The organism is Streptomyces rubiginosohelvolus (assembly GCF_014649875.1).
GTDB classification, from domain to species: Bacteria; Actinomycetota; Actinomycetes; order Streptomycetales; family Streptomycetaceae; genus Streptomyces; species Streptomyces rubiginosohelvolus.
On sequence record NZ_BMTW01000012.1, the window covers coordinates 90,985 to 114,568 of the forward strand.

Here is a 23,584-nt window from a genome sequence, read left to right on the forward strand (position 1 = left end):
GGCAAATTCTTGCCCAAGAGGTGGCGAGAGTTGGCGGGGATTGTGCGCCCCTCCGCCCGACGAGAATTGCCAAGACTCTGGCAATATCTTGCCAAGCCAGTGACCGCTGGACTAGTTTCCTCGGCAAGCGGCGCTGCCCACTGCGCGCCGCATCTGGTTCCTCCGCTTCCGCCTAGGAGTTTTTGTGCAGTCGTTCCTGCGTGTCACCCGGATCCGTGTCGCCGCCGGCGCCTTCGCCTTCGTGGCCCTGTTCGCCGTCGCGGCCGGGGTGACCTCGGATCTCGACCGGCCGGTCTCGCCCGCCGGGTCCGTCGTCGCGAACGACATCGGCTGGCCCGGGCCGGCTCCGGCTCCGACTCCGGGAGCGAACACGCGCATCCTCGCGGACGGCGACATCGGCTGGCCCGCCCCGCCCACCGTGTGACCGAACGCCCCACGCCCGACCCCGCACAGAGAGTGATGGATTCGATGGCTTCCGACTCGCCCCCCGCTCACGCGGGCAGGACCGCGGTGATCGTGGACGGGTACTCGACCGGTACCTTCCTGCCCCCGGCCTTCGCCCGCCTCGGCATCGACGTGGTGCACGTCCACAGCACCGCCGAACCCATGACGACGATGCTCCAGCCGGACCTCGGCGTCTACCGGACGGGTCTCACCTGCCCGCCCGACGCCTTCGAGCAGACCGCCGAGGCCCTCGCCGAGCTCGCTCCGGTCGCCGTCCTGGCCGGTCAGGAGCCCGGAGTCCCCCTCGCCGACGCGCTGGGCGAACGCCTGGGGCTGCCCGGCAACGGCACCGCTCTGTCCACCGCCCGCCGGGACAAGTACGAGATGATCGAGGCACTGCGCCGGGCCGGGGTGCGCTGCGCCGACCAGCACAAGAGCGACGATCCGCAGGCCCTCGCCGACTGGGCCGAGCGGAACGGCTCGTACCCCGTCGTCGTCAAGCCCCTCAGCTCGGCCTCCACCGACCACGTCTACCGCTGCCACGACCGGGCCGAAGTGCTGGCCGCGGCCCGCTCGGTGATCGGCTCCACGGACATCTTCGACCGGCCCAACACCGAAGCCCTCGCCCAGTCGTTCCTGCACGGCACCGAGTACATCGTCGACACCGTCAGCGTCGACGGCGAGCGCTACGTGTGCGGGGTCTGGGAGTACGAGAAGCAGATCCTGCCCGGCGGCAGGAACATCTACGACCTCGACGTGCTCCTCGCGCCGGACGCCGACCCGGTCCCCGAGCTGATCGCCTACGTGGACACGGTGCTGGAGGCCCTCGGCATCCGCCTCGGCCCCGCCCACGCCGAGGTCATCATGACCCCCGAGGGCCCGGCCCTCGTCGAGATCGGCGCCCGGCTCAACGGCAACATGAACCCCGGCTTCCACGATCTGTGCCTCGGCACCAACCAGGCGGACCTCACCGCCCTCGCCCACGCCGACCCCGAGGAGTTCACGCGCCGCTACGCGGGCCGTGTCTACTCCCCGCGCGCCGCGGCCGCCGTCCACAGCACCCGCAACGACCGCGACGGCGTCGTGGAGTCCGTCGACCGGGAAGCCGTCGACCGTATCGCCGCCCTGCCCAGCGTCCATCTGGTCGGCGTCAAACTCACGGCCGGCAAGCGGATCAGCCCCACGGCCGACCTGCTCACCAGCCCCCTGCGGATCTTCCTGACCGCCCCCGAACTCGCCACGATCCGCGCGGACCACACCCGTATCCAGGACCTCAAGGACGCGGTCTACCGGGTGGCCGGAGCGGGCCCCCGCATCCTGCTGCTGGGCACCGACAAATACGTGATGCAGGCCTGCGTACGCCACGGGATCCCGGCGGTCGTCGTCCAGGGCCCCGGCGGTTACGACCACGGACTCGCCGAGATTCCGCCGGAGCTCGACCGGCTGTTCGTCGACGACCAGAACAGCCCGGAGGCCATCCTGATGGCCCTGCACCGGGCCGGACTCGGCGAGCACCGGTTCGACGCCGTCCACACCTCCGACGAATGGGGCCTGGTGACGGCCGGCGTCCTCGCCGCCCACCTCGGCTGCCGCGCCCTCGATCCGGCGACCGCCGTCCACTTCCGCGACAAGTCGCTCCAGAAGCGCAAGGTCGCCGAGGCCGGCGTCCCCACCGCCCGCGTCACCGTCATCGACGATGTGCACGACGTCTCCGGCGTCCCGTGGGAGTACGACAAGGCCGTGCTCAAGCCGGTGGCCGGCGCGGCGACCGCACGGACCGCCGTCGTCGAGGGCCCCGAAGCCCTCGCCGCCCTGAGCCGCCGCTACCGCAAGGACCGCACCGCGCAGCGCACCTTCGTCCTGGAGGAGTACGTCGGCGGCGAGGAGTGGATCGCCGACGGCTACCTGCACGAGGGCGAACTGCGCTTCCTGGCCGTCGGCCGGTACGGCGCCCCCTGCCTCACCATGATCGACGAGCAGACGCCGCTGTGGATGCGGCACTTCGACCCCAAGTCCGAGACCTGGGCCTACGACCGGGCCGAACCGGTGGTCCGCCGCTGTCTGGAGGCGCTCGGACTGCGGGACGGCGTCTTCCACATGGAGCTCTTCCACGACCCGGAGACCGGCCGTCTCACCTTCAGCGAGTGCGCGGCCCGGCGCGGCGGGGCACTGCTCCATGAGCAGGTTCAGGCGAAGTTCGGCGTGCATCTCGGCGAAGTCGCCCTGTTCAGCGCGCTGGGCGAGGAACCCCGTGGGGAAGTGGACCACCGTCAGGGCCTGTTCGGCACCACCTACCTCAAGGGCCGGGCCGGGACGCTGTTCTCCTGCCCCACCCCCGCCGAGCTGTGCGAGCTGCCGGGCGTCGAGTTCGCCCGGGTGGAGTTCCCGGCGGGCGGCACCTTCCTCGGCGACATCGACAACACCAACCACCGGATGGGCCAGGTCCTGGTGTCGGCCGCCGACGAGGACGAACTCGCCGCCCGGTTCGACGAGGTGCGCGCCTGGTTCGACGCCCGCCTGACCGTCGCCCCGCAGAACGTCACCGGCCGCGAACTGCGGGCCTGGGGACGCGAAACCCGCCCCGACGCCGACTTCCGGGACCCGCTGTGGCACTGACCGCGAAGCCGCCGGCCGGGGCGCCCGCCAGCCGGCCCGGGCCGATCGCCCGCCTCCTGCCCGACCGAGGCCCCCGGCGCGTCCTGGCCGGAGCGACCTTCGTGAACGCCCTCGGCAGCGGCATGTTCATGTCCTCCAGCGCCCTCTACTTCACCCGGGTCGTGCACCTGCCGATGTCCCAGGTCGCGTTCGGGCTGTTCGCCGGGGCGATGGTCGGCCTGGTCGCGGGCATCCTCGGCGGCCGGATCGCCGACCGCTGGGGCGCCCGGGAGACCCAGATCGGGGTCATGTCCGCGGGCACCGTCTTCATGGGCTGCTTCCTGCTGGTCGACGCCTTCTGGTCGTTCGTCCTCATCTCGATCCTCACCGGTGTGGTCTTCGCCGCCGACAAATCCAGCCGGGCGCCCCTGATCCGCGCCTTCGGCGGCGACGACCCCGCCCGCTTCCGCGCCTACCTGCGGGCCGCCACCAACCTCGGCATCTCGCTCGGCGCACTCGCCGCGGGCGTGGCCATCCAGCTCGACACCGCGCCCGCCTACCTCAGCCTGGTCGGCGGACGGGCCCTGGCCTTCGCGGGCTGCGCGGTGGCCCTGCTGTGGCTCCCCCGCCCGCCGCGCATCCCCGTACCGGCGCTGAGCGGCCGGTGGGACGCCCTGCGGGACCGCCCCTACCTGGCGGCGACCGTCCTCAACTGCCTGATGTCCCTGCACTTCGCGGTGCCCACGTTCCTCCTGCCGCTGTGGATCGTCGAGCACACCGACGCACCCCGCTGGATGGTCTCCGGGGTTCTGGTGCTCAACACCGTGCTCGTCATCACGCTCCAGGTCGCGGTCAGCAAGAACGTCTCCGACCCGGCCTCCGCGGGCACCCGGATGCGCTGGGCGGGTCTCGCCGTCGGCGCCGGACTGCTGCTGATGATGGCGGCCGGCGACGTCTCCACCTGGGTCGCGGCGGCCCTGCTCGTCGCGGCCACGGCCGTCTACACGCTCGGGGAGCTGTGGCACGCCGCCGCCGCCATGGAGTACTCCTTCGGACTCGCCGCCCCGCACGCCCAGGGCCAGTACTCCGGAGTCTTCGGCCTCGGCAGCGGCGTCGCGGAGGCCCTGGCCCCCGCCCTGCTGGGCCTCCTCGCCCTCAGCATGGGCCGGCCCGGCTGGTTGCTGCTCGGCGCGCTGTTCCTCGTCGTCGGCCTCGCCAGCCGCCCGCTCGTCGCCTGGGCGGTCCGTACGTCACCGCTGACCAGGACGTACGAGGTCAGCTCCGCCTGACCGGCGACGCACCGCACCCGACGCGGCCGCCCTTCTCTCCTCACCTCTTCCTCCCGACCTCTCGGTCCTTCCACCACCGTCCGGGCGACCGCCCGGAGAACTCGGAGATCACCATGGCCACGCCCACCCTCAGCACCGTCGACACCGACCTGGTCGAGATCGTCGAGTCCATCCGGCTCGACCACGACGAGATCGTCAAGGCGTACGCGCAGTACCTCGACCGCCTCCCGGACGCCCCGTCCGGCAAGCCCGAGGACCGGCTGCGGCGACTGGGCCTGACCCACCGCGCCGGGGCCGAGGACCCGTGGCGCGACGCCGGCACCGGTCAGTTCGACCAGCAGACCGGTGAGAAGAACTTCGAGGAGCGGGAGTTCGCGTTCTTCAACGAAGCGCTGAAGGACACCTACTTCTACGAGCTGTACCGCCAACTCCCCTTCCGCGCGGGCCGGATGCGCCTGGTCACGCTGAACCCTGGCGAGATCTACCACATGCACACCGACCACTCCCGGGTCGCCCATGTGTCGATCACGACCAACGAGGACAGCCGGCTGCTCTTCCGCAGCGGCCACACGTACCACGTGCCCACCGACGGCCGGGTCCACATCCTCAACACCCTGCGCCACCACTCCGCGTACAACGCGGGCGGCACCGAGCGCATCCATCTCACGATGACGCTGGCCGACTGACCCCGCCGCCCCGCGTCCCGACCGTCACCCAAGGAGTTCAGATGTCATCGCCGTCCGCCGCAGACCACGGACGGCCCCCGGCCGGGGGCCGCGACGAGGAGTCCCGGCAGGGGACCGACGAGGTCCGCGCCGCCACCGACCCGCGGTCCCTGCTCGGCCTCGGGACCGGCAGCCCGCTGCCGGAGACCGGCCGCACGGCCGTGCCCGCCCAGGTGGCCGCGCTCGCCGCCGCAGACCCCGGCCGCGCCGCCGTGGTCTGCGGCGAGGACCGCGTCGGCCGGGGCGAACTCGACGCCTGGGCCGGGCGGATCGCCGCCCGGCTGGCGAGCGCCGGGATCACCGCTGGGGACCGCGTCGGCATCCTCGCCGACCGCTCGACGGCGATGGTCGCCGCGGCGCTCGGCGCGATGCGGGCCGGGGCCGCCTACGTCCCGGTCGATCCGGCGAACCCGGACGAGCGGATCGCGGCGGTGCTCGCCGACGCCCGCGTCGCCGCCGTCCTGGTGACCGATGACACCGCCCACCGGGTGGCGTCGCACGCCCCCCGGGTGCTGCGCGTCGACGGCGCGGACGTGCGCGACGGAGGTGAGGTCATGCCTCCCGCACCGGCCGCCCCGCAGGACGCGGCGTACCTCATCTACACCTCCGGATCCACCGGTGCGCCCAAGGGCGTCGTCGTCGAACACCAGCAGTTGTCCGCGTCGACCCTGGCCCGCCGTGAGGTCTACCCCGGCGAGCCGGTCTTCCTGCTGCTCTCCCCGCTCGCCTTCGACTCCTCGGTGGCCGGCCTCTGGGGCACCCTGACGGCGGGCGGCCTGCTGGTCGTCGCCGGACCGGACGAGTACCGCGACCCCCGGGCCCTGCTCGGCCTCGTCGAACGGCACGGCGTCACCCATCTGCTGGGCGTCCCCTCGCTGTACGACGCGCTCCTCGCGGCCGCCGAACAGGCCGGCCGCCCCCGCCTCGCCTCCCTCACCACGGTCGTCACGGCCGGTGAGCCGCTGCCCGAGGCCCTGGTGCGGCGCCACTTCCGGACCTTCGGCTCCGGCACCGCGCTCGTCAACGAGTACGGGCCGACCGAGGCGACCGTATGGTCCAGCTACCGGCGGTTCGAGGAGCCGGGCCCGGTCGACATCGGCGGTCCCGTGCCAGGCGTCCGGCTGTACGTCCTGGACGAGGCGGGCCGCCCGGTGCCGCGCGGCACCACGGGCGAGCTGTACATCGGCGGCGCCGGTGTCGCACGCGGCTACTTCGACCGCCCCGAGGCCACCGAGCGCGTCTTCACCCCGGACCCGTTCGCCGAGGACACGGCGTCGGGCGCACCCGCCCGGATGTACCGCACCGGTGACATGGTGCGCTGGAGCGACTCCGGCAGGCTGGAGTTCCTCGGGCGCCGTGACAACCAGGTCAAGATCCGTGGCCATCGCGTCGAACTCGGCGCGGTGGAAGCGGCGTTGCGTTCCTGTGAGGGCATCCGGGACGCGGTGGCCGTGGTGGACGCGGCGGGCGCCCGGCTGACCGCTTTCGTCGTCACGGACGCACCCGACGCCCTCCCCGCCGTACGCGAGAACCTCGCGCGGGTGCTGCCGGAGGCGGCCGTCCCGGCCCGGCTGCGGGCGCTGGACTCCTTCCCCCTGACGGTCAACGGCAAGGCGGACCGGGCGGCGCTCGCGGCGCTCCCGGACCCCGGGCCGTCCCCGGACCCGGCCGCCGTGGGCCCTGCCCCGGCAGTGGTGGCCCCGGCGTCGGACCCCATCGCGCAGGTCTCGGCGGCCTGGGCGGAGGTGCTGGAGATCGCGACCGTCCCCGCCGATGTGAACTTCTTCGACCTCGGGGGCCACTCCCTGCTGATCATCCGGCTCCAGGAAGCGCTCGGTCGGCACGCCGGCGTGCAGCCCTCCGTGGTCGACCTGTTCCGCCGCACCACGGTGGCCGCCCAGGCCGAACTGGTCCGCGAAGGAGCCACGACGGGTGCGGGCCCCGCCGCCCCGGACACCGGCCGCGCCCAGCGGGCCCGGCAGGAACGCGCGGCCCGCGCCCGTCGGCGCCGCGTCGAGCAGGGAGCAGCCTGATGACCACAGCACCGCACCCCTTCGCCGGACTGGACGCCCTCGACGAACGGGACGCCCCCGCCGCACCGCACACCCCGGCCGGACAGCACGCCCTCCCCGCCCCGGAGGCCGACGCGCCCGCCGGGACGGACCCGGACCGCGACCGCTCCCTGGACATCGCCGTCACCGGCATGGCCGGACGCTTCCCGGGCAGCGCCGACATCGCCTCCTGGTGGCAGTCGCTGCTGCGCGGGGAGATCCTCACCAGCCGCCTCGACCGGGCGGGCCTGCTGGCCGCGGGCGAGGCCGCCCCGGTGCTCGACGACCCGGACTACGTACCGGTGCGGGGACTCCTCGACGACGCCGACCGGTTCGACCACGAACTGTTCGGCATCAGCCCGCGCGAGGCCGAACTCATGGACCCCCAGCACCGGTTGATGCTGGAGGCCGCCTGGACGGCGCTGGAGGACGCGGGCTGCGACCCGACCTCCGAGTCCCGGGTCACGGGGGTCTACGCCTCGGCGAGCAGCAGCGCGTACCTGCGCGCGATGCTCACGTCCGGCACGCTGGGCGCGGCCGGGGTCGAAGAGGCCCTGCGCGCCAATGAGCCCGACTACATGGCCACCCGCATCGCCTACCGGCTCGGCCTCACCGGCCCCGCCCTCAGCGTCCTGACCGCCTGCTCCTCCTCCCTCGTCGCGGTGCATCTCGCCGTGCAGGCGCTGCTGAACGGAGAGTGCGAACAGGCCGTGGTCGTCGCGGCGGCCGTCGACTTCCCGCAGACGGGGCACGTGCATCTGCCGGGCGGCATCCTGTCCGCGTCGGGCGAGTGCCGCCCCTTCGACGCGGAGGCCGACGGCACGCTCGCGGGATCGGGCGTGGTCGCCGTGGTGCTCCGCCCGTACGAGGACGCGGTCGCCGAGGGCGCGGACGCCTACGGGGTCATCCTCGGCACGGCCGTCAACAACGACGGTTCCGCGAAGGCCGGTTACCAGGCTCCGTCGGCCACCGGCCAGGAAGCGGTGATCCGTTCCGCCATCGCCGCCGCCGACATCGACGCCGCCTCCCTCGGCTATCTGGAGGCGCACGCCACGGGAACGCGGGTCGGCGACCCCATCGAGTGGTCGGCGGCCTCGGCCGTCCTCGCCGAACTCGGGGCGCGACCGGGGCAGATCGCGGTCGGCGCGGTCAAGGCCAACATCGGTCACCTCGACGCCGCTTCGGGCCTCACCTCCCTCGTCAAGGCCCTGCTGGTCGTCCGCGACGGCCAGGTTCCGCCGGTGGCCGGCTTCCGCACCCTCAACCCCCTTCTGGAGCAGGCGGGTTCACCTCTCCGCCTGTCGGCCGAGCGCCAGGACTGGTCCGGCGGACCGGCCGGCCCCCGTCGTGCGGGAGTCAGCTCCTTCGGCATCGGCGGTACGAACGCCCATGTCGTCGTCGAGCAGCCGCCGGCCCGGCTCCCGGCCGGCGAGGCGGCGCCGGACCCCGCGGGCGACCGCCTGCTCCTGCTCTCGGCCGCGAGCCCCGAGGCCCTCGGCCGGACCACCCGGCGGCTCGCCGACCGGCTCCCCGAGGAGCTGGCCGCCGTACCGCTCACCGACATCGCCCACACCCTGGCCACCGGGCGACCCCGTCTCCCGTACCGCACCGCCGTCGTGGGACGCACCCACGGCGAGCTCGCCGGCCGGCTGCGGGCCGCCCCCGTGCGGGCGGCCGGGTCACCGCCGCCCGTGGTGTTCCTGCTGCCCGGCCAGGGCAGTCAGTACCCGGGCATGGCCCTGCCCCTGCGGGACGCGCTGCCCGGGTTCACCGAGGCGCTGGAGGAGTGCCTGGCGCACTTCGGCCCGGCGCTCGTGCCCCGCCTGCGATCGGCCTTGTTCTCGACCGACTTCCCGGCCGCTGAACTGGCCCGTACGGAACTGGCGCAGCCCGCGCTGTTCTGCGTCGAGTACGCGGCGGCGACGGCGCTCACCGCGCTGGGCCCCGCCCCGGTGGCGCTCGCCGGTCACAGCCTGGGCGAGATCACGGCCGCCGCACTGTCCGGGGTCCTCGGACTCGCGGACGCCGCCGATCTGGTCACCGTACGGGGCCGGGCGATGCAGGAGTGCCCGCCGGGCGCGATGATCTCCCTGGCGATGGGCGAACAGCGGGCGCTGGCCCTGGCGGAACGGTTCGCCTCCTCGACGACGAGCGGCCACGCCCACGGCCGCCGCCTGGAGCTCGCCGCCGTCAACACCGACGAGAGCGTGGTGCTGGCCGGCCCGGTGGAGGCCGTGGACGCCTTCGAGGCCTGGCTCGGCGACGGGCGGACCGCGCGCCGGCTGCGTACCAGCCACGCCTTCCACACCGGCATGCTCGATGCGGCCGCCGACCGGCTGCGCGAGGCGGTACGGGGGCTCCCCCTCGGCCGGCCCACGCTGCCGTACCTCTCCAACGTCACGGGCGAACTGCTGCCCGCGGGCGGCACGGTCGAGCCCGGCTCGTTCGCCGAACAGGCCCGCGCCACCGTACGGTTCGCGACCGGGCTGGCCGCCGTCGCCCGGGCCTTCCCCGGTACTGTGGCGATCGAGACGGGCCCCGGCAAGGCGTTGAGCGGCATGGCGGAGGCGGCCGGGCTGACCGCGGTCCCGCTCGCGGCGGGACGGTCCGAGCGCCCCGCCGCGGAGACCACGCTCGCCCTGGCGGACCTGTGGTCCAGGGGCCTGCCGCTGGACCCGGCCGCGCTGACCGCACCGGGCCGCCCGGCGCACCTGCCCGGCCATGTGTTCGCGGGCCCGCGCCTGCTGGCCCCGGCGGCCGGGGTACGGAGAAGCCCGGCCGCAATGCCGGAGGCCCAACCGACGGGCGGACCGACTCCGGCTTCGCCCCCGACACCGACACCGACACCGACACCAGCGTCCCCGTCATCGTCGTCGTGCTCGTCGGCGGCGACGGTGGCCGCCCGGTGGACCGAACTGCTGGGCTGGTCCGACCTGTCGGCGGACTCCGACTTCTTCGACCTCGGCGGGGACTCGCTGCTCGTGGTCCGGCTCGCGCGGCGGCTGGGAGAGGACCTGGGCGTCCGCGTCCCGGTCCGGTCGCTGATGACCGCGTCCACGCTGGCCCGCCAGACGGCCCTGCTGGATTCCCTGGTACCGGCGGGAGACCCCCGATGACCCCCTGGCTGCAGTGCACGGCCCCGCGCCCCGACGCGGCGTACCGACTCGTCTGCTTCCCGCACGCCGGAGGCTCGGCCGCCTTCTTCCGCGACTGGCCCGAGGGCCTGCCGGACCACGAGGTGCACGCGGTCCGCTACCCGGGGCGCGCGGCCCGGCTGGAGGAGCCGCTCCCCACCGACCTGCTGAAGCTGGCCGCCGACATCGCGACCGCCGTACGGCCGCTGCTGGACCGGCCCGTGGCCCTGCTGGGGCACAGCATGGGCGCGGTGGTGGCCTACGAGACCGCGCGCCTGCTCCAGGCGGGGGGCACGCCCGTGGCGCACCTGTTCGCGTCCGGGGCCCGCGCCCCGCAGCTCGCGCACCCCGAGGGGCCCGGCGCTGCGGACATGGACGACGACGCCATCGCGGACGCCCTGACGGAGCTGGGCGGGACGGACGCGGAACTGCTGGCGGACCCCGACTTCCGCGAGCTGGTCCTCCCGTACGTCTGCGGGGACTTCCGGATGTTCGACGCGTACGTCCACCGCCCCGGAGCACCGCTGAGCTGCCCGGTCACCGCCGTGGCGGGGGACGCGGACCCGCAGGTCGGCGCGTGGGCGGCGGCAGCGTGGGCGGAGACGACCGAGGGCCCGTTCACGCACCGCACCGTGCCGGGGGACCACTTCTACCTGACGCCTCGTCCGCCGTTCCGGCTGGTCGAAGAGGCCCTCTCGCACCCGGGGGTGCACCATGCTGGCTGATCTGCTCCCGGCTTCGAGGAACGGCCGGATCATCGCGGCGGGTTCGGCGGTGGAGGCGGTCGCGGTCGGCATGTTCCTCGCCGCCGCCACGCTCTACTTCGTCGGCATCGTCGGCATCCCCGCGGTGGCGGTGGGCGGTGCGCTCACGGTCGCCAACGTGATCGGGCTGCTCAGTCCGGCGCCGACCGGCGCACTGGCGGGCCGGATCGGATCCCTCCCGGTCTATGTGGGCCTGACGCTGCTCCGGGCGGTGGGCTTCGTGGCGTACGCCTTCGTGGACGGCTACGCCGGCTACTTCGTCGTCACCTGTCTCATCACGGCGGCCACCCGCGCGGCGATGCCGCTGCTCCAGGTGATCGTGGGCGAACTCGAACCGGCGGACCGCCGCACCCGGACCATGGCGTCGCTGCGCGCGGTGAGCAACATCGGCATGACCGCGGGCTTCCTGCTCGCGGCCGTCGTCCAGGCGTCCGGCTCGCGCCCGGTGTTCATGGCGCTGTTCGGCTTCAACGGCCTGGCGTTCGTGGCGGTGGCCCTGCTGATCGGCAGGGCGGCCCGGAGCGCGGCTGCGCGCCCGGCGCCGGCCCGCGCCGGTGCGGCGCCTGAGGCCCGGGTCGACCGGGTAGCGACCGAAGCACGGGAGCCGGCAGCCGCACACCCCACCCGCTCCCCCTACCGGGACCGCAGATTCCTGACGGCGGCGCTCGCCAACGCCGTACTCCTGCTGCACGATTCGATCCTGTTCATCCTCGTACCGCTGTGGATCACCCAACAGGCCGGCCTGCCCGGCGGAGCCAGCTCCGTGGTCCTCGCCGTCAACACCGTGCTGACCGTGGTGCTCCAGGTGTACGTGGCCCGCTTCGCCCAGGGCGTCACCCGATCGCTGCGCCTGCTGCGGCTGTCCTGTCTGCCGCTGGTCCTGAGCTGCGTACTGTTCGCGGCCGCGGACGGCCGGGGCATGGCCGTCGCCCTGGTGGCGGTCGGTCTGGCGGTGGTGGCGCTGACGGTCGGCGAGAACCTGCACGCGGTGGCCGCGTGGGAGCTGTCGTACGAGATGGCCCACCCCGCGTCGCGGCCGCAGTACCTGTCCGTGTTCGGCATGGGCATGAGCGCGCAGCTGATCGTGGGCCCGTTCCTGATGACGGCGTTCGTGCTGAAGGCGGGGACGGCGGGCTGGCTGGTCATGGCCGTGCTGTTCGCGGCGGCGACGGCGGCGTTCTCGCTGGCGGCGAGGCCGTACGCCCGGAAGCCGCCCACGGCGGGGCCGTCGCCGACGCCCTCACTCGCCGGAACGAGGAGCGGCACGACGAGCCACCCCGAGGCACACCCGGTCCCCACCCCCTGACAACAGACCGCTGACAACAGACCGCTGACCGCCCCCCGAAAGGCAGGCCCCGCCATGACGGACCACACCGCCCTCCCCACCCCTCTCACGGACCTCGCTCCGGCTCCGGCACCCCCCTCGGACCACTTCCTGATGTTCGCGATCGGCCCGAAGCTCGACTTCGCCGCCCGCCTGCGCGCCCTGGACGAGTCGGCGCGGATCTCGGTGATCTGCCGCCCGGAGCACCTGGCGAGGATCACGGAGTCCGGCAACTACCGACGGGTCGTCGCCGTGCGCCAGGACGGCCCGATGGACGAGGTCCTCGCCCTGGCGCGGGCGGTGCACGCCCTGGAGCCGGTGACCCGGATCACGACGTTCTGGGAGCACGACCAGGACCGCGCCGCCGCCGTGGGAGCGGCGCTGGGCGTCGCGACGCACCTGCCGGAGACCGTGTCGCTGGTGCAGGACAAGCACGCGATGCGCGAGCGGCTGCGGGCGGCGGGCGTGGAGGACACGGCGGCCGGCCGGGCCTACGGCGAGGATGACCTGCTGGCCTTCGGGGAGAGCGCGGGATACCCCTTCATCGTGAAGCCGACGGCGGGCACGGCGAGCTTCGGCGTCACCCTGGTCCACTCGCCGCAGGAGGCGGCGGAGGCGTACCGCAGGGCGACCGGCGACTTCCCCGGGATCACCCGGCTCGGCGTCCTGGCGGAGCAGTACCACGAGGGGCCGCAGTACAGCGTGGAGGCGTTCTCGGAGGCCGGCGAGCACGTGGTCGTCGCGGTCACCCGGAAGTACTCGGACCCGGAGAACATGGTGGAGCTCGGCCACGTCCTGCCGGCCCCGCTGGAGAGCGCGGACCGCGAGGCGATCGGGTCCCACGTGGCGCGGGTGCTGGACGCCCTGGGGGTGGAGTTCGGCCCGACGCACACCGAGATCGTGCTGACCGACGAGGGCCCGAAGATCATCGAGACGCATCTGCGGGTGGGCGGCGACGACATCTTCAACCTGGTCAAGGACGCCGTCGGCGTGGACATGCTCGACTTCCAGACCCGCCAGACGTTCGGCGAGAAGGTGCTCCCGGACATCCGGGCCATCCTGGAGTCGGACCGCGAGCCGCGCTGCGAGGCGATCTGGTACACGGCCCCGAAGGCCCACGGCACGTTCGTCGGCCCGGCGGACGCCGATGCGGTCACCCGCAACCCGGACATCGCGGTGCTCCTCACCCCCGGCTCGGAACTGACGGGCCACGGCTCCTTCGCCCGCATAGCCCGCGCCAGGGCGTCGGCCCCCACGGCCGCGGCCGCCCTGGAGAAGGCCCGCTCGACGGTGAACGCCCTGTCGTTCCTGTTCACGGTCTCGTCGGACGAGCCGGGAACGGTATGACGATCCCGGGCCCGGTGGTCGCGGCGGTGGGGGCCGCCGCGACCGCGGACCCGAGGAACGGCTGCCACCCCACCCGCTACACTGTGGGCGGCGGCCCAGTCTTCACGGCGGGGCCTCCGATGTATCCCGGCCTTCGTAGCTCAGGGGATAGAGCACCGCTCTCCTAAAGCGGGTGTCGCAGGTTCGAATCCTGCCGGGGGCACAAGGCGTTACCGCTCTGACCTGGGGGTTCTCCCTCGGAGAAAGTTCCACTCGGCCTTGGACGTCTCGTCCAGGGCCGTTTCGCTGAGCGGACGAGCCCGCAGGGAAACGATCCGCAACACCGCCCAAAGTCCGGACGTGCACAGATCACACCACCAAGCGAGTCGCGGAGGCGCACCAGGCAAAGAGCCCAGGACCGATCATGGCCCCGGGCTTCGAGCACTGTGCTAAAGATCCCACTCGTCAGCCAGCAGCCCCACGAGTCGCTGTTGCCTTCTGTGCAGCAGTTCCGGCTCCCACGCCTCGCACTGAAGAACCTGGCTGGTCAGGGCGAACGTGGAAACTCCGTGCCTGCCGGTGAAGTACTTGCCCTTCTTCTCCGCGAAGTCGTAGTTCTGAGCGTAGGCGTTCTTCGTCCGGTTCAGCAGAACGAGGTTGCCCAATCGATGCGTCCACTTCCCGCGCTGCTCCTCGGTGAAATCACGTAGCCACCGTGCCCCCGGCTTCGGGTTCTGCGGCAACACGTGCTCGACGGTGATCACCGCGTGGTCGTACGAGACACCGGGCTTTCCGGCCAGCATCTCGTCCAGGCGTAGCAAGATGTACTTGCGGGTCCTGGTGACGAGGTAGACGTCGCCCTCCAGGCGGGCGAGCGTCTCGGCCTTCTCCTCGCCCGTCAAGGTGAAGGACGGGGCATCCAGGCCCTTGCCCGCGTCGAGCTCCCGCAGAAGGTCTGCGTAGCGCGTGACGCGGGGGGTGGTGTAGACGCGGCGGATGAACATGCTCGCCGCCAGTCGCTCCAGCGCGCCAAAGAACCTGTCGAGCCAGGCGGAATCGTGGCCTTGGTTGCGCAGTGCCCACAGAGCGGCGGGCCGCCAGTCGTTGTTGTCGATCTGCTGGAGCCGTTTGAACCAGGCGTTGACCTGCTCGGCTCCTGAGGCCGCCGTGTAGCGGGCATCGCGGATCTGCACATAGGCGTCCGCGTACGGCACCACGACCTCGGTGACGAACGCCTCGGCTTTGCCCGGCAGATAACGGCTGAGGACCTGCTCGGGGAACTCCTTGAGCAGCTCCCTCTCCGCCCGCTTCATCGCGAACACCATGCGCAGGTGAAGAAACAAGTCGGCGAAGTCGTCCCGGCCCAAGGCCTCCTCGGCGTCCTCCCACTTGCGGGCGCACTGCTCCGAAGTGACGTCGTCCAGAGCCCCGATGATGCGCGACTTGAAGATGTCCGTGGGCGACAGGTCCATGCCCCGGGAGTTCATCACGCTGAAGATGCGGTGGGCACTGTCCAGGTCGGGGGTGCTGACAACAACCAGGAAGGTGCGCTCGCCCAGCATCTGCACGAGGTCGAGGCGGCGCCCCTCGGACCAGTCGGCGAGTATCGCGTGCAGTGCGGCGGTGTTGCGCAGGACGGCCTTCTGCGCGTCCGTGGGCAGAGCCTCCTCCTTCAGGCTCCGCAGCGCCTCGGTGGCTTCCCTTGTCTGGATGTACTGCTGGAAGAAGCTGGCGTCGCGCATGCGCAGGGTGAGCCTGGGCTTGGGAGCGAGCCGTCGAACCTTGTTGCCGGGCTCCGTGACGAGCCTGTCGAGATCACTGCGCAGATCGGCGTCCTCCGTCAGGTCGCGCAGGAGGGCGAACAGGATGGTCAGGGTGGTGAGACGCTGTTGCCCGTCGATGACCTCGGCCGGTGCGTCCCCTTTGGCCTTGACCAGGACCACGGAACCGAGGAAGTACGGCTCATCAGTCCCCCTTTCGAGCGACTCCTCCAGGTCGGTGAGCAACTGGACGGCCTGCTCGGCATCCCAGGCGTACGGCCGTTGGTAGTCCGGGATTCTGAAGTCGTAGTCGCTGCTGAACACCTTGTGCAGGGATACTTCCTGCGCCTCGAGCTGCTGCATGTCCCCATGATGGAGCAGTGGTTGACGCTGCGTCCCGGTGTGATGCGAACGAACGCAGCCGCCGACGCGGCGCCCGGGGCTCGACCGAACCGGTCACTCGCGCCCCGTCACCTCGCTGCCTTCCCCTGCCCCTCCTCCACGATCTCCCCGATCACCTGCGCCGCGATCCGTGCCATCACCGGGTTCGTCTCCCGGTAGTGGGCCAGCTCCAGCAGGGCGATGGACAGTGCCCAGCCCCGCCCCCGCGTCCACATGGCGTCGTCGGCCGCGATCGCCTCGCGGAACGTCTCCCTGGCTCCCGCCGTCAGCAGGTACCAGGCCGCGATCAGGTCGACGGCCGGGTCGGCCAGGCCCGTGCAGCCGAAGTCGATGACCGCGGTGAGGCGGCCGTCCGCGACCAGGACGTTGCCCGGCTGGAGGTCGCCGTGCACCCAGACGGGGGTGGCCGTGAAGGGTGGGGCGCACAGGGACTCCTTCCAGGCCGCGGCGACGGCCTCCGCGTCCACGATTCCGGCCACGGCCGCCAACGCCTCTCGGGTCGCCTGGTCGCGGGAGGCCAAGGGCTCGCTGCGGTACGCGGGTGGGGCGTCCTCCGGGGCGATCCGGCGGAGCGCCAGCACGAACTCCGCCAGGTCCGCCGCCAAGAGGTCGGAGGACGAACAGGCGTCGCCAGGGCTCGGGTTCGTGCCGTCCAGCCAGGTGCAGACCGACCAAGGGCGGGGGAACACCTTGTCCGGAGCCCCCTGGGCGAGCGGGAGCGGAACCGGGAACGGCAGTTGCTCGGCAAGTCGCGGCAGCCAGCGGTGTTCCGTCGCCACATCCGCCGCGCTGCCCGCGGTACGGGGCAGCCGTACGGCCATGTCGGCGCCCAGGCGGTAGATCGCGTTCGCCGTCCCGCTCGCGGCGACCGCCTCCACGGGCAGGTCCGCCCAGTGCGGGAACTGGGCGGCGATCAGGCCGCGTACGAGCGTCGGTTCAATGATCATGCGGTGATCGAACCAGGTGGGCCCCGGGCCGCACAACGTTTCGGCCTGCTCTGCCCCGTTGTCGTCTCCTCGCCGCCTCTCCGCGGGACGCCACACCTCGTCCGAAAATCGGTGCGGCGCCACGTATCCGTACGAGAGGATCTGCGGCCATGACGTATGCATCGCGCACCCTCGTTATTCCGCCCCAACTCACCGCATCTGCACGGAAGTTACGCACCACCGCGCTGCGGCGCGGGCTACGGGTCGTGGAGGCGACAGCCGCCGCCGTATCGGAAGGCCCGGGGAGACCGCAGTGGGCGGCGGGCCCCCGGGGGGAGGCGCACCCCGTGCATCTGCATGCCGGGCCCTCCTTCGCCGACGTCGTGGCCCCCGCGCTCGGGATCGCCCTCCTGGAGGCTCCCGCCGACTGGCTCGCCCGGCTCCCCCGGGCGCTCACCCAGCGGGAGATCCGGGCGATGCCCATCGGTGAGGCGTACCGGCTGCGCCGCCCCGCCTTCGTCAAGTCGCCCAACGACAAGGGCATTCCGGCGCTCGTGTACGCGGACGGGTCCCGGCTGCCCGGGCCGGACGCCGTGGACCCGGCCACCGTGGTGCTCGTGAGCGACGTGATGACCTTCGCCGTCGAGTACCGGCTGTTCCTCCTCGACGGGGCCGTCCACACGGCCGGGCAGTACGCCGAGGCAGGCCGCCTCCGGCTCGGGCCGCCGGGCCTTGCCGCGCTCGCCTTCGGGCGCGAGGTGCTCGCGGCCGCCGGGGACCGTCTGCCCTCGGCCGTCGTCGTCGACATCGGCCGGGACGACGACGGCCGATGGGCGGTCATCGAGGCCAACGCTGCCTGGGCCAGCGGGTGTTACGGCGTCGACCCGGACCGTGCCCTCGACACCGTCCTCCGCGCCGCCGGACCCGCCACGGACCTGTCACCGCACGACCGTGCCTTCGTGCGGTAGGCCCCCGCATGCCCGTACAACCGCCAGCCCGCACCCTCCAGCCCGAGCGCCTGCCAGCCCGCGCGCCCGCCAGCCCGCGAGCCCGAGCCCCAAGCCCGTACAACCGCCGGCCCGCGCCCCCGCACCGCGACCCGCTCAGCTGCAGGACGCCCTCATCTGCGCCGCCGCGTGATGCGCGCCGACCCGGCGCGCATCGCCCCAGTCCCGGCCCCGGTCGATGAGCTGGACCGCGAAGACGTCCCCCTTGACCGGGTAGCTGCGCACCGGCACCGCGCTCCCCCGGTGTTCGGTCTGGAGCACCGCGAAACCCGTGTACGCGGAGTCCGCGTCGCCCGGGTCCGAGAGCACCCGGTAGACGGTCGGCTCCCCCGCCGCGTCGCGGGGGCGGCCGCTGTCGGGGACGAAGACGGTCAGCGCGCACTCGCTGAAGCCCCGGCCCAGGTGCCAGGACCAGACGGCCGTGGAGCCCCGGTCCTCGGTCGGGCTGCCCGACATCGGGATCGCGCTGAACCGGCCGTCGCACCCGTCGCCGTCGAAGCCGCCGTTCTCCACCGTGTACCAGCCGGCGTCCCCGCTCTCGAACCGGCCGCGCTCCTCGTACCCACCCGTCGCACAGCCCGGGCCCGCCCACTGGGTGAAGCGGTCACCGTCCGTCGGGGGCGGCGGAGTGTCCGGGGACTCCGTATCCGTCCCCGGGCCGGGCACGATCCTCGTGGGGGCCGCCCCGCCGATCCGGTCCGGGACCGCGCCCGCCCGGCCCGCCGCGTCCGTGCGGCTGCTGCCGCCGCCCACGCTCCCGCCGCCCGAGAGCAGCAGCGAGGCGACGGTGACCAGGCCTCCGGCCGCCACCACCACGCCCGCCGCGAGCAGGGCCTTGCGTCGGCGCGACAGTGTGGAGAGGCGGCCCGCCAGGGTCTCGCGCGCGACCCAGGAACCGTCCACCCCCGCCGTGCCGGCCGCTCCCGCCCCGCAGCCGGGGCAGACCATTCCGGGCAGCGGTCCCCGGCGTCCGCCGCCGCAGTGTTGGCACCTCGTCGCGTTCATGGCAGAACACCTTGCCAGTGCGCCGCCCGCAGAGGGAGATCCCGCACCCGATGGCCCGTACACGGGACGGGCACGAACGGGGAGGGCGAGGGCCAGTCAGCTCAGTTCCTCCGGGCAGGGTGTGCCCGGCTGGAGCTGGTACGGGGCCGCCAGCCGGTACGTTCCCGGTCGCGGCGCGAGCAGTTCGGTCCACTCGTCGCCGTACGGGCCTTCCTCGACCTTGTTCAGGCAGCCGTGGGTGTTGAGATACGTCTTCGGCGCGGTGTCGTCCAGCTGCGACCGCTCCTTCGACTCCTCGGTCTCCAGCGGGCGTTCCACGCTCTTGCCGTCCTCGTCGACGAGCGCGAGCCAGCGGGTGTACGGGATCCGGATCAGCACCCGGCCCGCCGACTTCACCGTGATCGTCAGCTCGTCCGCGCCCGCGCGCTCCACCGTCGCCGGCGGGTCGGCCAGCGGCACCGGGTCCAGCACGCGGAAGAGCTTCCAGTTGGCGTCGCCCCAGATCTGGCGCAGGTAGGGCTGCCCCTGCTCGACCAGTTCCGCCTCCTGGACCGCCCCGTTGTCCGGCCGGTCCTTGGGCAGCACCACGTAGTGCACGGCCCAGCGGTCCAGCCACTCCCGGTAGTTCACCGGGTCGAGCGTGTCGTCGTAGAAGAGCGGGTTGCGCTTCATGTCCGCCTGGCGGTTCCAGCCGCGCGCCAGGTTGACGTACGGGGCGAGCGCCGACGACTCGCGGTGACTGCTCGCGGGCACCACCTCGACCCGGCCGCGCTCCGCCTCCACCTGCTGGAGCTGGTTGATCAGCGGGGCCAGTTCGCGGTTCCAGGACGCGGCGGGCGCGGTCCGGACGATGTCGTCGACGCCCTTGAAGCCGATCCAGAAGTTGAGGCCCACGAAGGCCAGGACGAGGGCGTACCAGCGGCGGCTGCGCGGCGCGGTGTACGGCAGGGCGGCAAGCAGCGCCACCCCGGCGAACAGCATCGCCATGCGCGTGATGTTCGACCCGATCTGTGAGTCGACGACGTACGTGAGCAGCGTCCCGAGTCCGTACACGGCGGCGGCGGTGCGGACCGTGCTCCAGTCGCGGGGTACGAGGAAGAAGACCAGCACCGCGAAGACGAACGGCAGCGACAGCGTCCCGAGCGACATCGGCTGCGTACCCGAGAACGGGAACAGCCAGGAGGACAGACCGACCACCGCCACCGGGGCGAGGCCGATCGCGTACGCGCCGGGGCGTCGTTTGTGCAGGAACAGCGCCGCCGCGACGACGCCCAGGAAGAGTCCGGCGACCGGGCTGGACGCGGTCGCGAGCCCGGCGAGCGGGGCGGCGACGGCGGCCTTGGCCCACCGCTTGTACCGCCACCGGTAGGGCCAGCAGAACACCGCGGCCACCGCGCCGACGGCGAACATCATGCCGAGCCCGAAGGTCACCCGGCCCGACAGCGCGTTGCACAGGAACGCGAAGACCCCGGCGAGCGAGCAGGCCAGCGGATTGCGGACGGCCGGGACCCGCACCAGGATCAGCGCGGTCAGCCCGGAGGAGACCGTACCGACGATCATCATCGTCGTCCGGACGCCGAGCAGCGACATCAGGTAGGGCGAGACCACGCTGTACGAGACGGGGTGCATGCCCCCGTACCAGGCAAGGTTGTACGCCGTGCCGGGGTGCCGGCCGACGAACTCGGCCCAGGCGTCCTGCGCGGCGATGTCCCCGCCGGTGTTGGCGAAGAAGAAGAACCAGAGGAGGTGGAGCACGGCCGCCGCCGCCGTCGCGATGGTGACGGGGTGGCGCAGCAGCCGGTGGGCACGGGCGTGCGAGGTCTCGGCGGCCTTGGCGCCGCCCTCGCTCTTGCCCTTGCCCTCGGACGAGGCTGCGGCGGAGCCCTCGATGGGGGACTCCGGAACGCGGGGCGACGGCACGCGCACGTGCAGGGCGTCGCCCCCGGCACCGGTGGTCCCGTCCGCCTCGCGGCCGGGCTTCGGCTCCGCGGTGGTCACTACGGCTCTCCCCGTCCTCCGCCGGCCCCGTACCTCTGTGTACCTCTTGGTACGTCCTCCAGGACGCGTCCCGGCATCCTTGAGTTGTCCGGGGACGCTAACACGTACCTTCGGCACGCTTCTCGGTCATATCCGGCCACCGGAGCGGTGGAGGGCGGGGCCCGCTCCCCGCCGCTCCGGTGGTGGCCCGGCTCTCAGCCGATCCTGGTCATCTTGTCGCCGAAGGCCGCCTCGGGCAGATCGCTCTGCAGGACCACCGGCGCCGTCACCTTTCCGGTGCCGGTGCCCACGGTCACCGAGCCGACCTCGGTCCCGGCCTTCGCGGCCTGGTCGATGCCCTTGCCGTTGTCCGTGACCTTCAGCTCGACCTCCAGGCCGGACCAGCCGACCGCCTTGAGGTTCTTGGTGGCGACCACCGGGGCCTGTCCGCCGAATCCGTTGTCCACGTACCCGACGACGTCCCCCTTCTTCACCACCGTCGCCGAGGTGGCCGCCTCCTGCGCGTCCTTGATCAGCTTCAGGCTGTTCTGGAGCGACAGCTCCAGGCTGTCGTAGACCCGGCCGGTCCCCGCCTGCTGGCCCATCACGGCCCCGTAGATCCACAGCACCTTGCCGTCGACCTTGGTGTTCGCGGACCAGAGCAGGTTGCCGCCCGCCGGGGTGGAGGAACCGGTCTTGATGCCGCTCACGCCCGGCTGGAGCAGGAGATTGTTGTTGTTGTAGATCTTGCCGTCTATGCCCTCGATCTCGACCTCGGGCATGTCCACGATCTTCCGGAAGACGTCGTTGCGCATGACCGCCTGCGCCAGCTTCAGCTGGTCGGTGGCGGTGGAGACGGTGGTCTTCTCCAGCCCGCTCGGGTCCGTGTACGTCGACCCGGTCATGCCGAGGTCCTTGGCCGCGTCGTTCATCTTGTCGATGAACTTGTCCTCGGAACCGGCGTCCCAGCGGGCGAGCAGCCGCGCCGCGTTGTTCCCCGAGGGGATCATCAGCAGCTGGAGCAGCTGGCGCTGAGTGAGCTCCTGCCCCTTGGTCAGCGGGGCCGTCGACTCGTCGGGGCGCTTGGACTCGTCCTCCGCCTTCTGGTCGACGGTGATCTTCTCGCCCTCCTCGTCACCCTTGAGAGGGTGCCCCTGGAGGATCACGTAGGCGGTCATGACCTTCGCGACGCTCGCGATCGGGGCCGGCTTCTGCGCGCCCTCGGAACCGAGCGACCCGACCCCGTCCACCATCACGGCCGACTGCCCCTGGCCCGGCCAGGACAGCTCGGTCCCGCCGCCCTCGAAGGTGTACGTCGGCTTCGCCGTGAGCTCCAGCGAGGGCTCCGGCAGCGGGCGCATCACCTGCACGATCGCAAAGACGATCAGCAGGAGGAGCACCAGCGGGGTCCAGATCTTGACCCGTCGCACGGCGGTCCGGACCGGGGTCTCCGGCGGCGGCGGGGTGTTCGTCAGCTCGGCGAGCAGGTCGAGCGGCGGCTTCGGCGGCAGGGGCTGCTGCCGGGTCCGCTCGGCCGCCGCCCAGGACGGCGCGGCGGCCGCCGGGGAGACCGGAGAGCCGGCTTCCGGGGTGCGCGCGGGTGCCTCGGGTCCGGCCGCGGACTCGGCATCCGAATCGGACTCGGGCTCCGGCTTGCGGGGCGCGGGGGCGGTCCGTACGTCGTCGGAGCGCAGCGGCACGAAGGTGCTGGTGCGCTCGGCCTCGCTCTCGGGCTTGGCCCCGGGCTTGGACTCGGCCCCGCCCTTGGGCTCGTCCCTGGGCGTGTTCTTGGGCTCGCTCTTGGGCTTGTCCTCGCGGGGCGGGAGCTTCAGCGCGGTCGTCGCCTGGTCGACCCGGTCGGCCGGCTTGACCGCCTTGAAGATGGCGGTGGGCTGATCGATTCCTCGCAGGTCGGAGGCGTCGTCGGGGGTTGGCTCGGAGTCGGCGGCGGGCTCGGAGTCGGAAGCCGTGGCGGGTTCGGCCTCGGCTTCGGCGGCGGGTGCCTTGTCCGGCTCGGAGTCGGATGCCGTTGCGGGTTCGGCGTCGGCTGCCTTCTCCTGCTCGGAGTCGGCCTTCGGCTCGTCGTCCTGCTCGGCCTTCGACTCCTCGTCGGTCTTCAGCTCGGCCTTCGCCTCCGCATCCGGCTCCTCGTCCGGCCCGGGCTCGGGCTCCGGCTTCGGCTCCGCCTTCGCGGCGGGCTCGGGCTCGGGATCGGCGTCCTCCGCCTCCTCCGCGTCCTCCGCCTTCGGCGTGTCCTCGGCCGCGGCATCGACCCAGGCGGCCACAGCAGCACGCAGTCGGCCGTCCCCGTCCCCGGCGGTCTCCGACTTCCCGGCCTCCGGCGCGTCCGCCTCCTCGGCCTCGGACGCCTCCACGTCCGCGTCCGGGCCTGAGCGGCCCTCCGCGGCTCCCGCCCCCTTCGACGGCGCGTCGGCGTCTCCAGAGGCCGCAGAGGCCGTCACAGGAGCGCTCTCGGGCTCGGTCCCGGGCCCGGCGGCATCGCTCTCGGGCTCGACGTCGCTCTCGGACGGGTCGTCGCTCCCGGCCTCGGGCTCACGCCGCGCAGCGTCCTCCGGCAGCCGGGGACGGAACACCGCGGTCGCCGTGTCGGACGTGGCTCCCGAGTCCGCACCCGGACCCGTACGGGCATCCGTACCGGCGTCCGCGTCCGCATCCGTGTCGGCACCGGGGTCACGGAACACGGCGAAGCGCGGGTCGCGTTCCTCCTCAGCCGTCCCCGACGACTTCCGCTGCTCCGTTTTGTCGGGGGACTCGCCCGCCACCGATGCCTCCTCATGCGCTGCGGGGCCACCCCGCGCTGTCCGAACCATCTACCAGTGTCCTGTGTGAACCCC

Annotated in this window: 15 protein-coding genes and 1 tRNA gene; 11 read left to right on the top strand and 5 right to left on the bottom strand. The window is 72.8% G+C overall.

Annotated elements, in window-relative coordinates; all coding sequences use genetic code 11:
- Positions 1–184 precede the first annotated feature (184 nt).
- From IE134_RS24410 to IE134_RS24455, 10 genes are all read left to right on the top strand, one after another.
- Positions 185–424: a hypothetical protein gene (locus IE134_RS24410; RefSeq protein ID WP_030710669.1), complete on the top strand. Its 240-nt coding sequence runs from the start codon at positions 185–187 to the stop codon at positions 422–424.
- Between the two features lie 44 nt (positions 425–468).
- The gene (locus IE134_RS24415) at positions 469–3,060 is read left to right on the top strand and encodes an ATP-grasp domain-containing protein (protein ID WP_126932137.1); all 2,592 of its coding nucleotides are present in this window, start codon (positions 469–471) and stop codon (positions 3,058–3,060) included.
- Complete coding sequence (locus IE134_RS24420; protein WP_189431721.1) at positions 3,051–4,328, top strand: MFS transporter; 1,278 nt, start codon at positions 3,051–3,053, stop codon at positions 4,326–4,328. Before IE134_RS24415 ends, IE134_RS24420 begins: the two co-directional genes overlap by 10 nt.
- A 113-nt stretch (positions 4,329–4,441) precedes the next feature.
- Positions 4,442–5,014: a hypothetical protein gene (locus IE134_RS24425; RefSeq protein WP_030710674.1), complete on the top strand. Its 573-nt coding sequence runs from the start codon at positions 4,442–4,444 to the stop codon at positions 5,012–5,014.
- A 41-nt stretch (positions 5,015–5,055) separates the two neighbouring features.
- Entirely contained in the window at positions 5,056–7,086 is a 2,031-nt protein-coding gene (locus tag IE134_RS24430; RefSeq protein WP_189431723.1) for a non-ribosomal peptide synthetase, read from the top strand.
- On the top strand, positions 7,086–10,220 hold the full coding sequence (locus tag IE134_RS24435; protein WP_189431725.1) for a type I polyketide synthase: 3,135 nt from the start codon (positions 7,086–7,088) through the stop codon (positions 10,218–10,220). Before IE134_RS24430 ends, IE134_RS24435 begins: the two co-directional genes overlap by 1 nt.
- Positions 10,217–10,963: a thioesterase II family protein gene (locus tag IE134_RS24440; RefSeq protein WP_030710680.1), complete on the top strand. Its 747-nt coding sequence runs from the start codon at positions 10,217–10,219 to the stop codon at positions 10,961–10,963. Before IE134_RS24435 ends, IE134_RS24440 begins: the two co-directional genes overlap by 4 nt.
- A complete protein-coding gene (locus IE134_RS24445) occupies positions 10,953–12,308 on the top strand; it encodes an MFS transporter (protein WP_189431727.1) in 1,356 nt (451 codons plus the stop codon). The genes IE134_RS24440 and IE134_RS24445 overlap by 11 nt, the downstream gene beginning before the upstream one ends.
- Positions 12,309–12,362: 54 nt before the next feature.
- A complete protein-coding gene (locus tag IE134_RS24450) occupies positions 12,363–13,673 on the top strand; it encodes an ATP-grasp domain-containing protein (RefSeq protein ID WP_098016634.1) in 1,311 nt (436 codons plus the stop codon).
- 129 nt (positions 13,674–13,802) lie between these two features.
- Positions 13,803–13,875, top strand: a tRNA-Arg gene (locus IE134_RS24455).
- Positions 13,876–14,101: 226 nt separating this feature from the next.
- Here IE134_RS24455 and IE134_RS24460 read toward each other — a convergent pair.
- Both IE134_RS24460 and IE134_RS24465 read right to left on the bottom strand, forming a co-directional pair.
- Positions 14,102–15,775, bottom strand: coding sequence for a DUF262 domain-containing protein (locus IE134_RS24460; RefSeq protein ID WP_189431729.1), 1,674 nt, complete (start codon positions 15,773–15,775; stop codon positions 14,102–14,104).
- A gap of 107 nt (positions 15,776–15,882) precedes the next feature.
- Positions 15,883–16,761: an aminoglycoside phosphotransferase family protein gene (locus tag IE134_RS24465; protein ID WP_189431732.1), complete on the bottom strand. Its 879-nt coding sequence runs from the start codon at positions 16,759–16,761 to the stop codon at positions 15,883–15,885.
- Positions 16,762–16,910: 149 nt separating this feature from the next.
- Here IE134_RS24465 and IE134_RS24470 point away from each other — a divergent pair, with 149 nt between their 5' ends.
- Positions 16,911–17,708 carry an ATP-grasp domain-containing protein gene (locus tag IE134_RS24470; protein WP_098895380.1) on the top strand — a complete coding sequence of 266 codons (798 nt, stop codon included), beginning with the start codon at positions 16,911–16,913 and terminating at the stop codon, positions 17,706–17,708.
- A gap of 135 nt (positions 17,709–17,843) precedes the next feature.
- On the opposite strand, the gene IE134_RS24475 is transcribed toward IE134_RS24470, so the two are convergent.
- From IE134_RS24475 to IE134_RS24485, 3 genes are all read right to left on the bottom strand, one after another.
- Positions 17,844–18,695 carry an adhesin gene (locus IE134_RS24475; protein ID WP_189431792.1) on the bottom strand — a complete coding sequence of 284 codons (852 nt, stop codon included), beginning with the start codon at positions 18,693–18,695 and terminating at the stop codon, positions 17,844–17,846.
- Positions 18,696–18,848: 153 nt separating this feature from the next.
- Positions 18,849–20,750 (bottom strand): DUF8823 domain-containing protein, encoded by a 1,902-nt coding sequence (locus tag IE134_RS24480; RefSeq protein ID WP_030710696.1) that lies wholly within the window; start codon positions 20,748–20,750, stop codon positions 18,849–18,851.
- A gap of 194 nt (positions 20,751–20,944) precedes the next feature.
- Positions 20,945–23,512 (bottom strand): serine hydrolase, encoded by a 2,568-nt coding sequence (locus tag IE134_RS24485; protein ID WP_189431734.1) that lies wholly within the window; start codon positions 23,510–23,512, stop codon positions 20,945–20,947.
- Positions 23,513–23,584 lie beyond the last annotated feature (72 nt).

Excerpts from the sequence above, each read along its gene's own strand:
- IE134_RS24435 (WP_189431725.1), top strand. The coding sequence starts at position 7,086 with ATGACCACAGCACCGCACCCCTTCGCCGGACTGGACGCCCTCGACGAA.
- IE134_RS24415 (WP_126932137.1), top strand. The coding sequence starts at position 469 with ATGGCTTCCGACTCGCCCCCCGCTCACGCGGGCAGGACCGCGGTGATC.
- IE134_RS24470 (WP_098895380.1), top strand. The coding sequence starts at position 16,911 with ATGACGTATGCATCGCGCACCCTCGTTATTCCGCCCCAACTCACCGCA.
- IE134_RS24460 (WP_189431729.1), bottom strand. The coding sequence starts at position 15,775 with ATGCAGCAGCTCGAGGCGCAGGAAGTATCCCTGCACAAGGTGTTCAGC.
- IE134_RS24425 (WP_030710674.1), top strand. The coding sequence starts at position 4,442 with ATGGCCACGCCCACCCTCAGCACCGTCGACACCGACCTGGTCGAGATC.
- IE134_RS24430 (WP_189431723.1), top strand. The coding sequence starts at position 5,056 with ATGTCATCGCCGTCCGCCGCAGACCACGGACGGCCCCCGGCCGGGGGC.
- IE134_RS24440 (WP_030710680.1), top strand. The coding sequence starts at position 10,217 with ATGACCCCCTGGCTGCAGTGCACGGCCCCGCGCCCCGACGCGGCGTAC.
- IE134_RS24450 (WP_098016634.1), top strand. The coding sequence starts at position 12,363 with ATGACGGACCACACCGCCCTCCCCACCCCTCTCACGGACCTCGCTCCG.
- IE134_RS24445 (WP_189431727.1), top strand. The coding sequence starts at position 10,953 with ATGCTGGCTGATCTGCTCCCGGCTTCGAGGAACGGCCGGATCATCGCG.
- IE134_RS24475 (WP_189431792.1), bottom strand. The coding sequence starts at position 18,695 with ATGGTCTGCCCCGGCTGCGGGGCGGGAGCGGCCGGCACGGCGGGGGTG.
- IE134_RS24465 (WP_189431732.1), bottom strand. The coding sequence starts at position 16,761 with ATGATCATTGAACCGACGCTCGTACGCGGCCTGATCGCCGCCCAGTTC.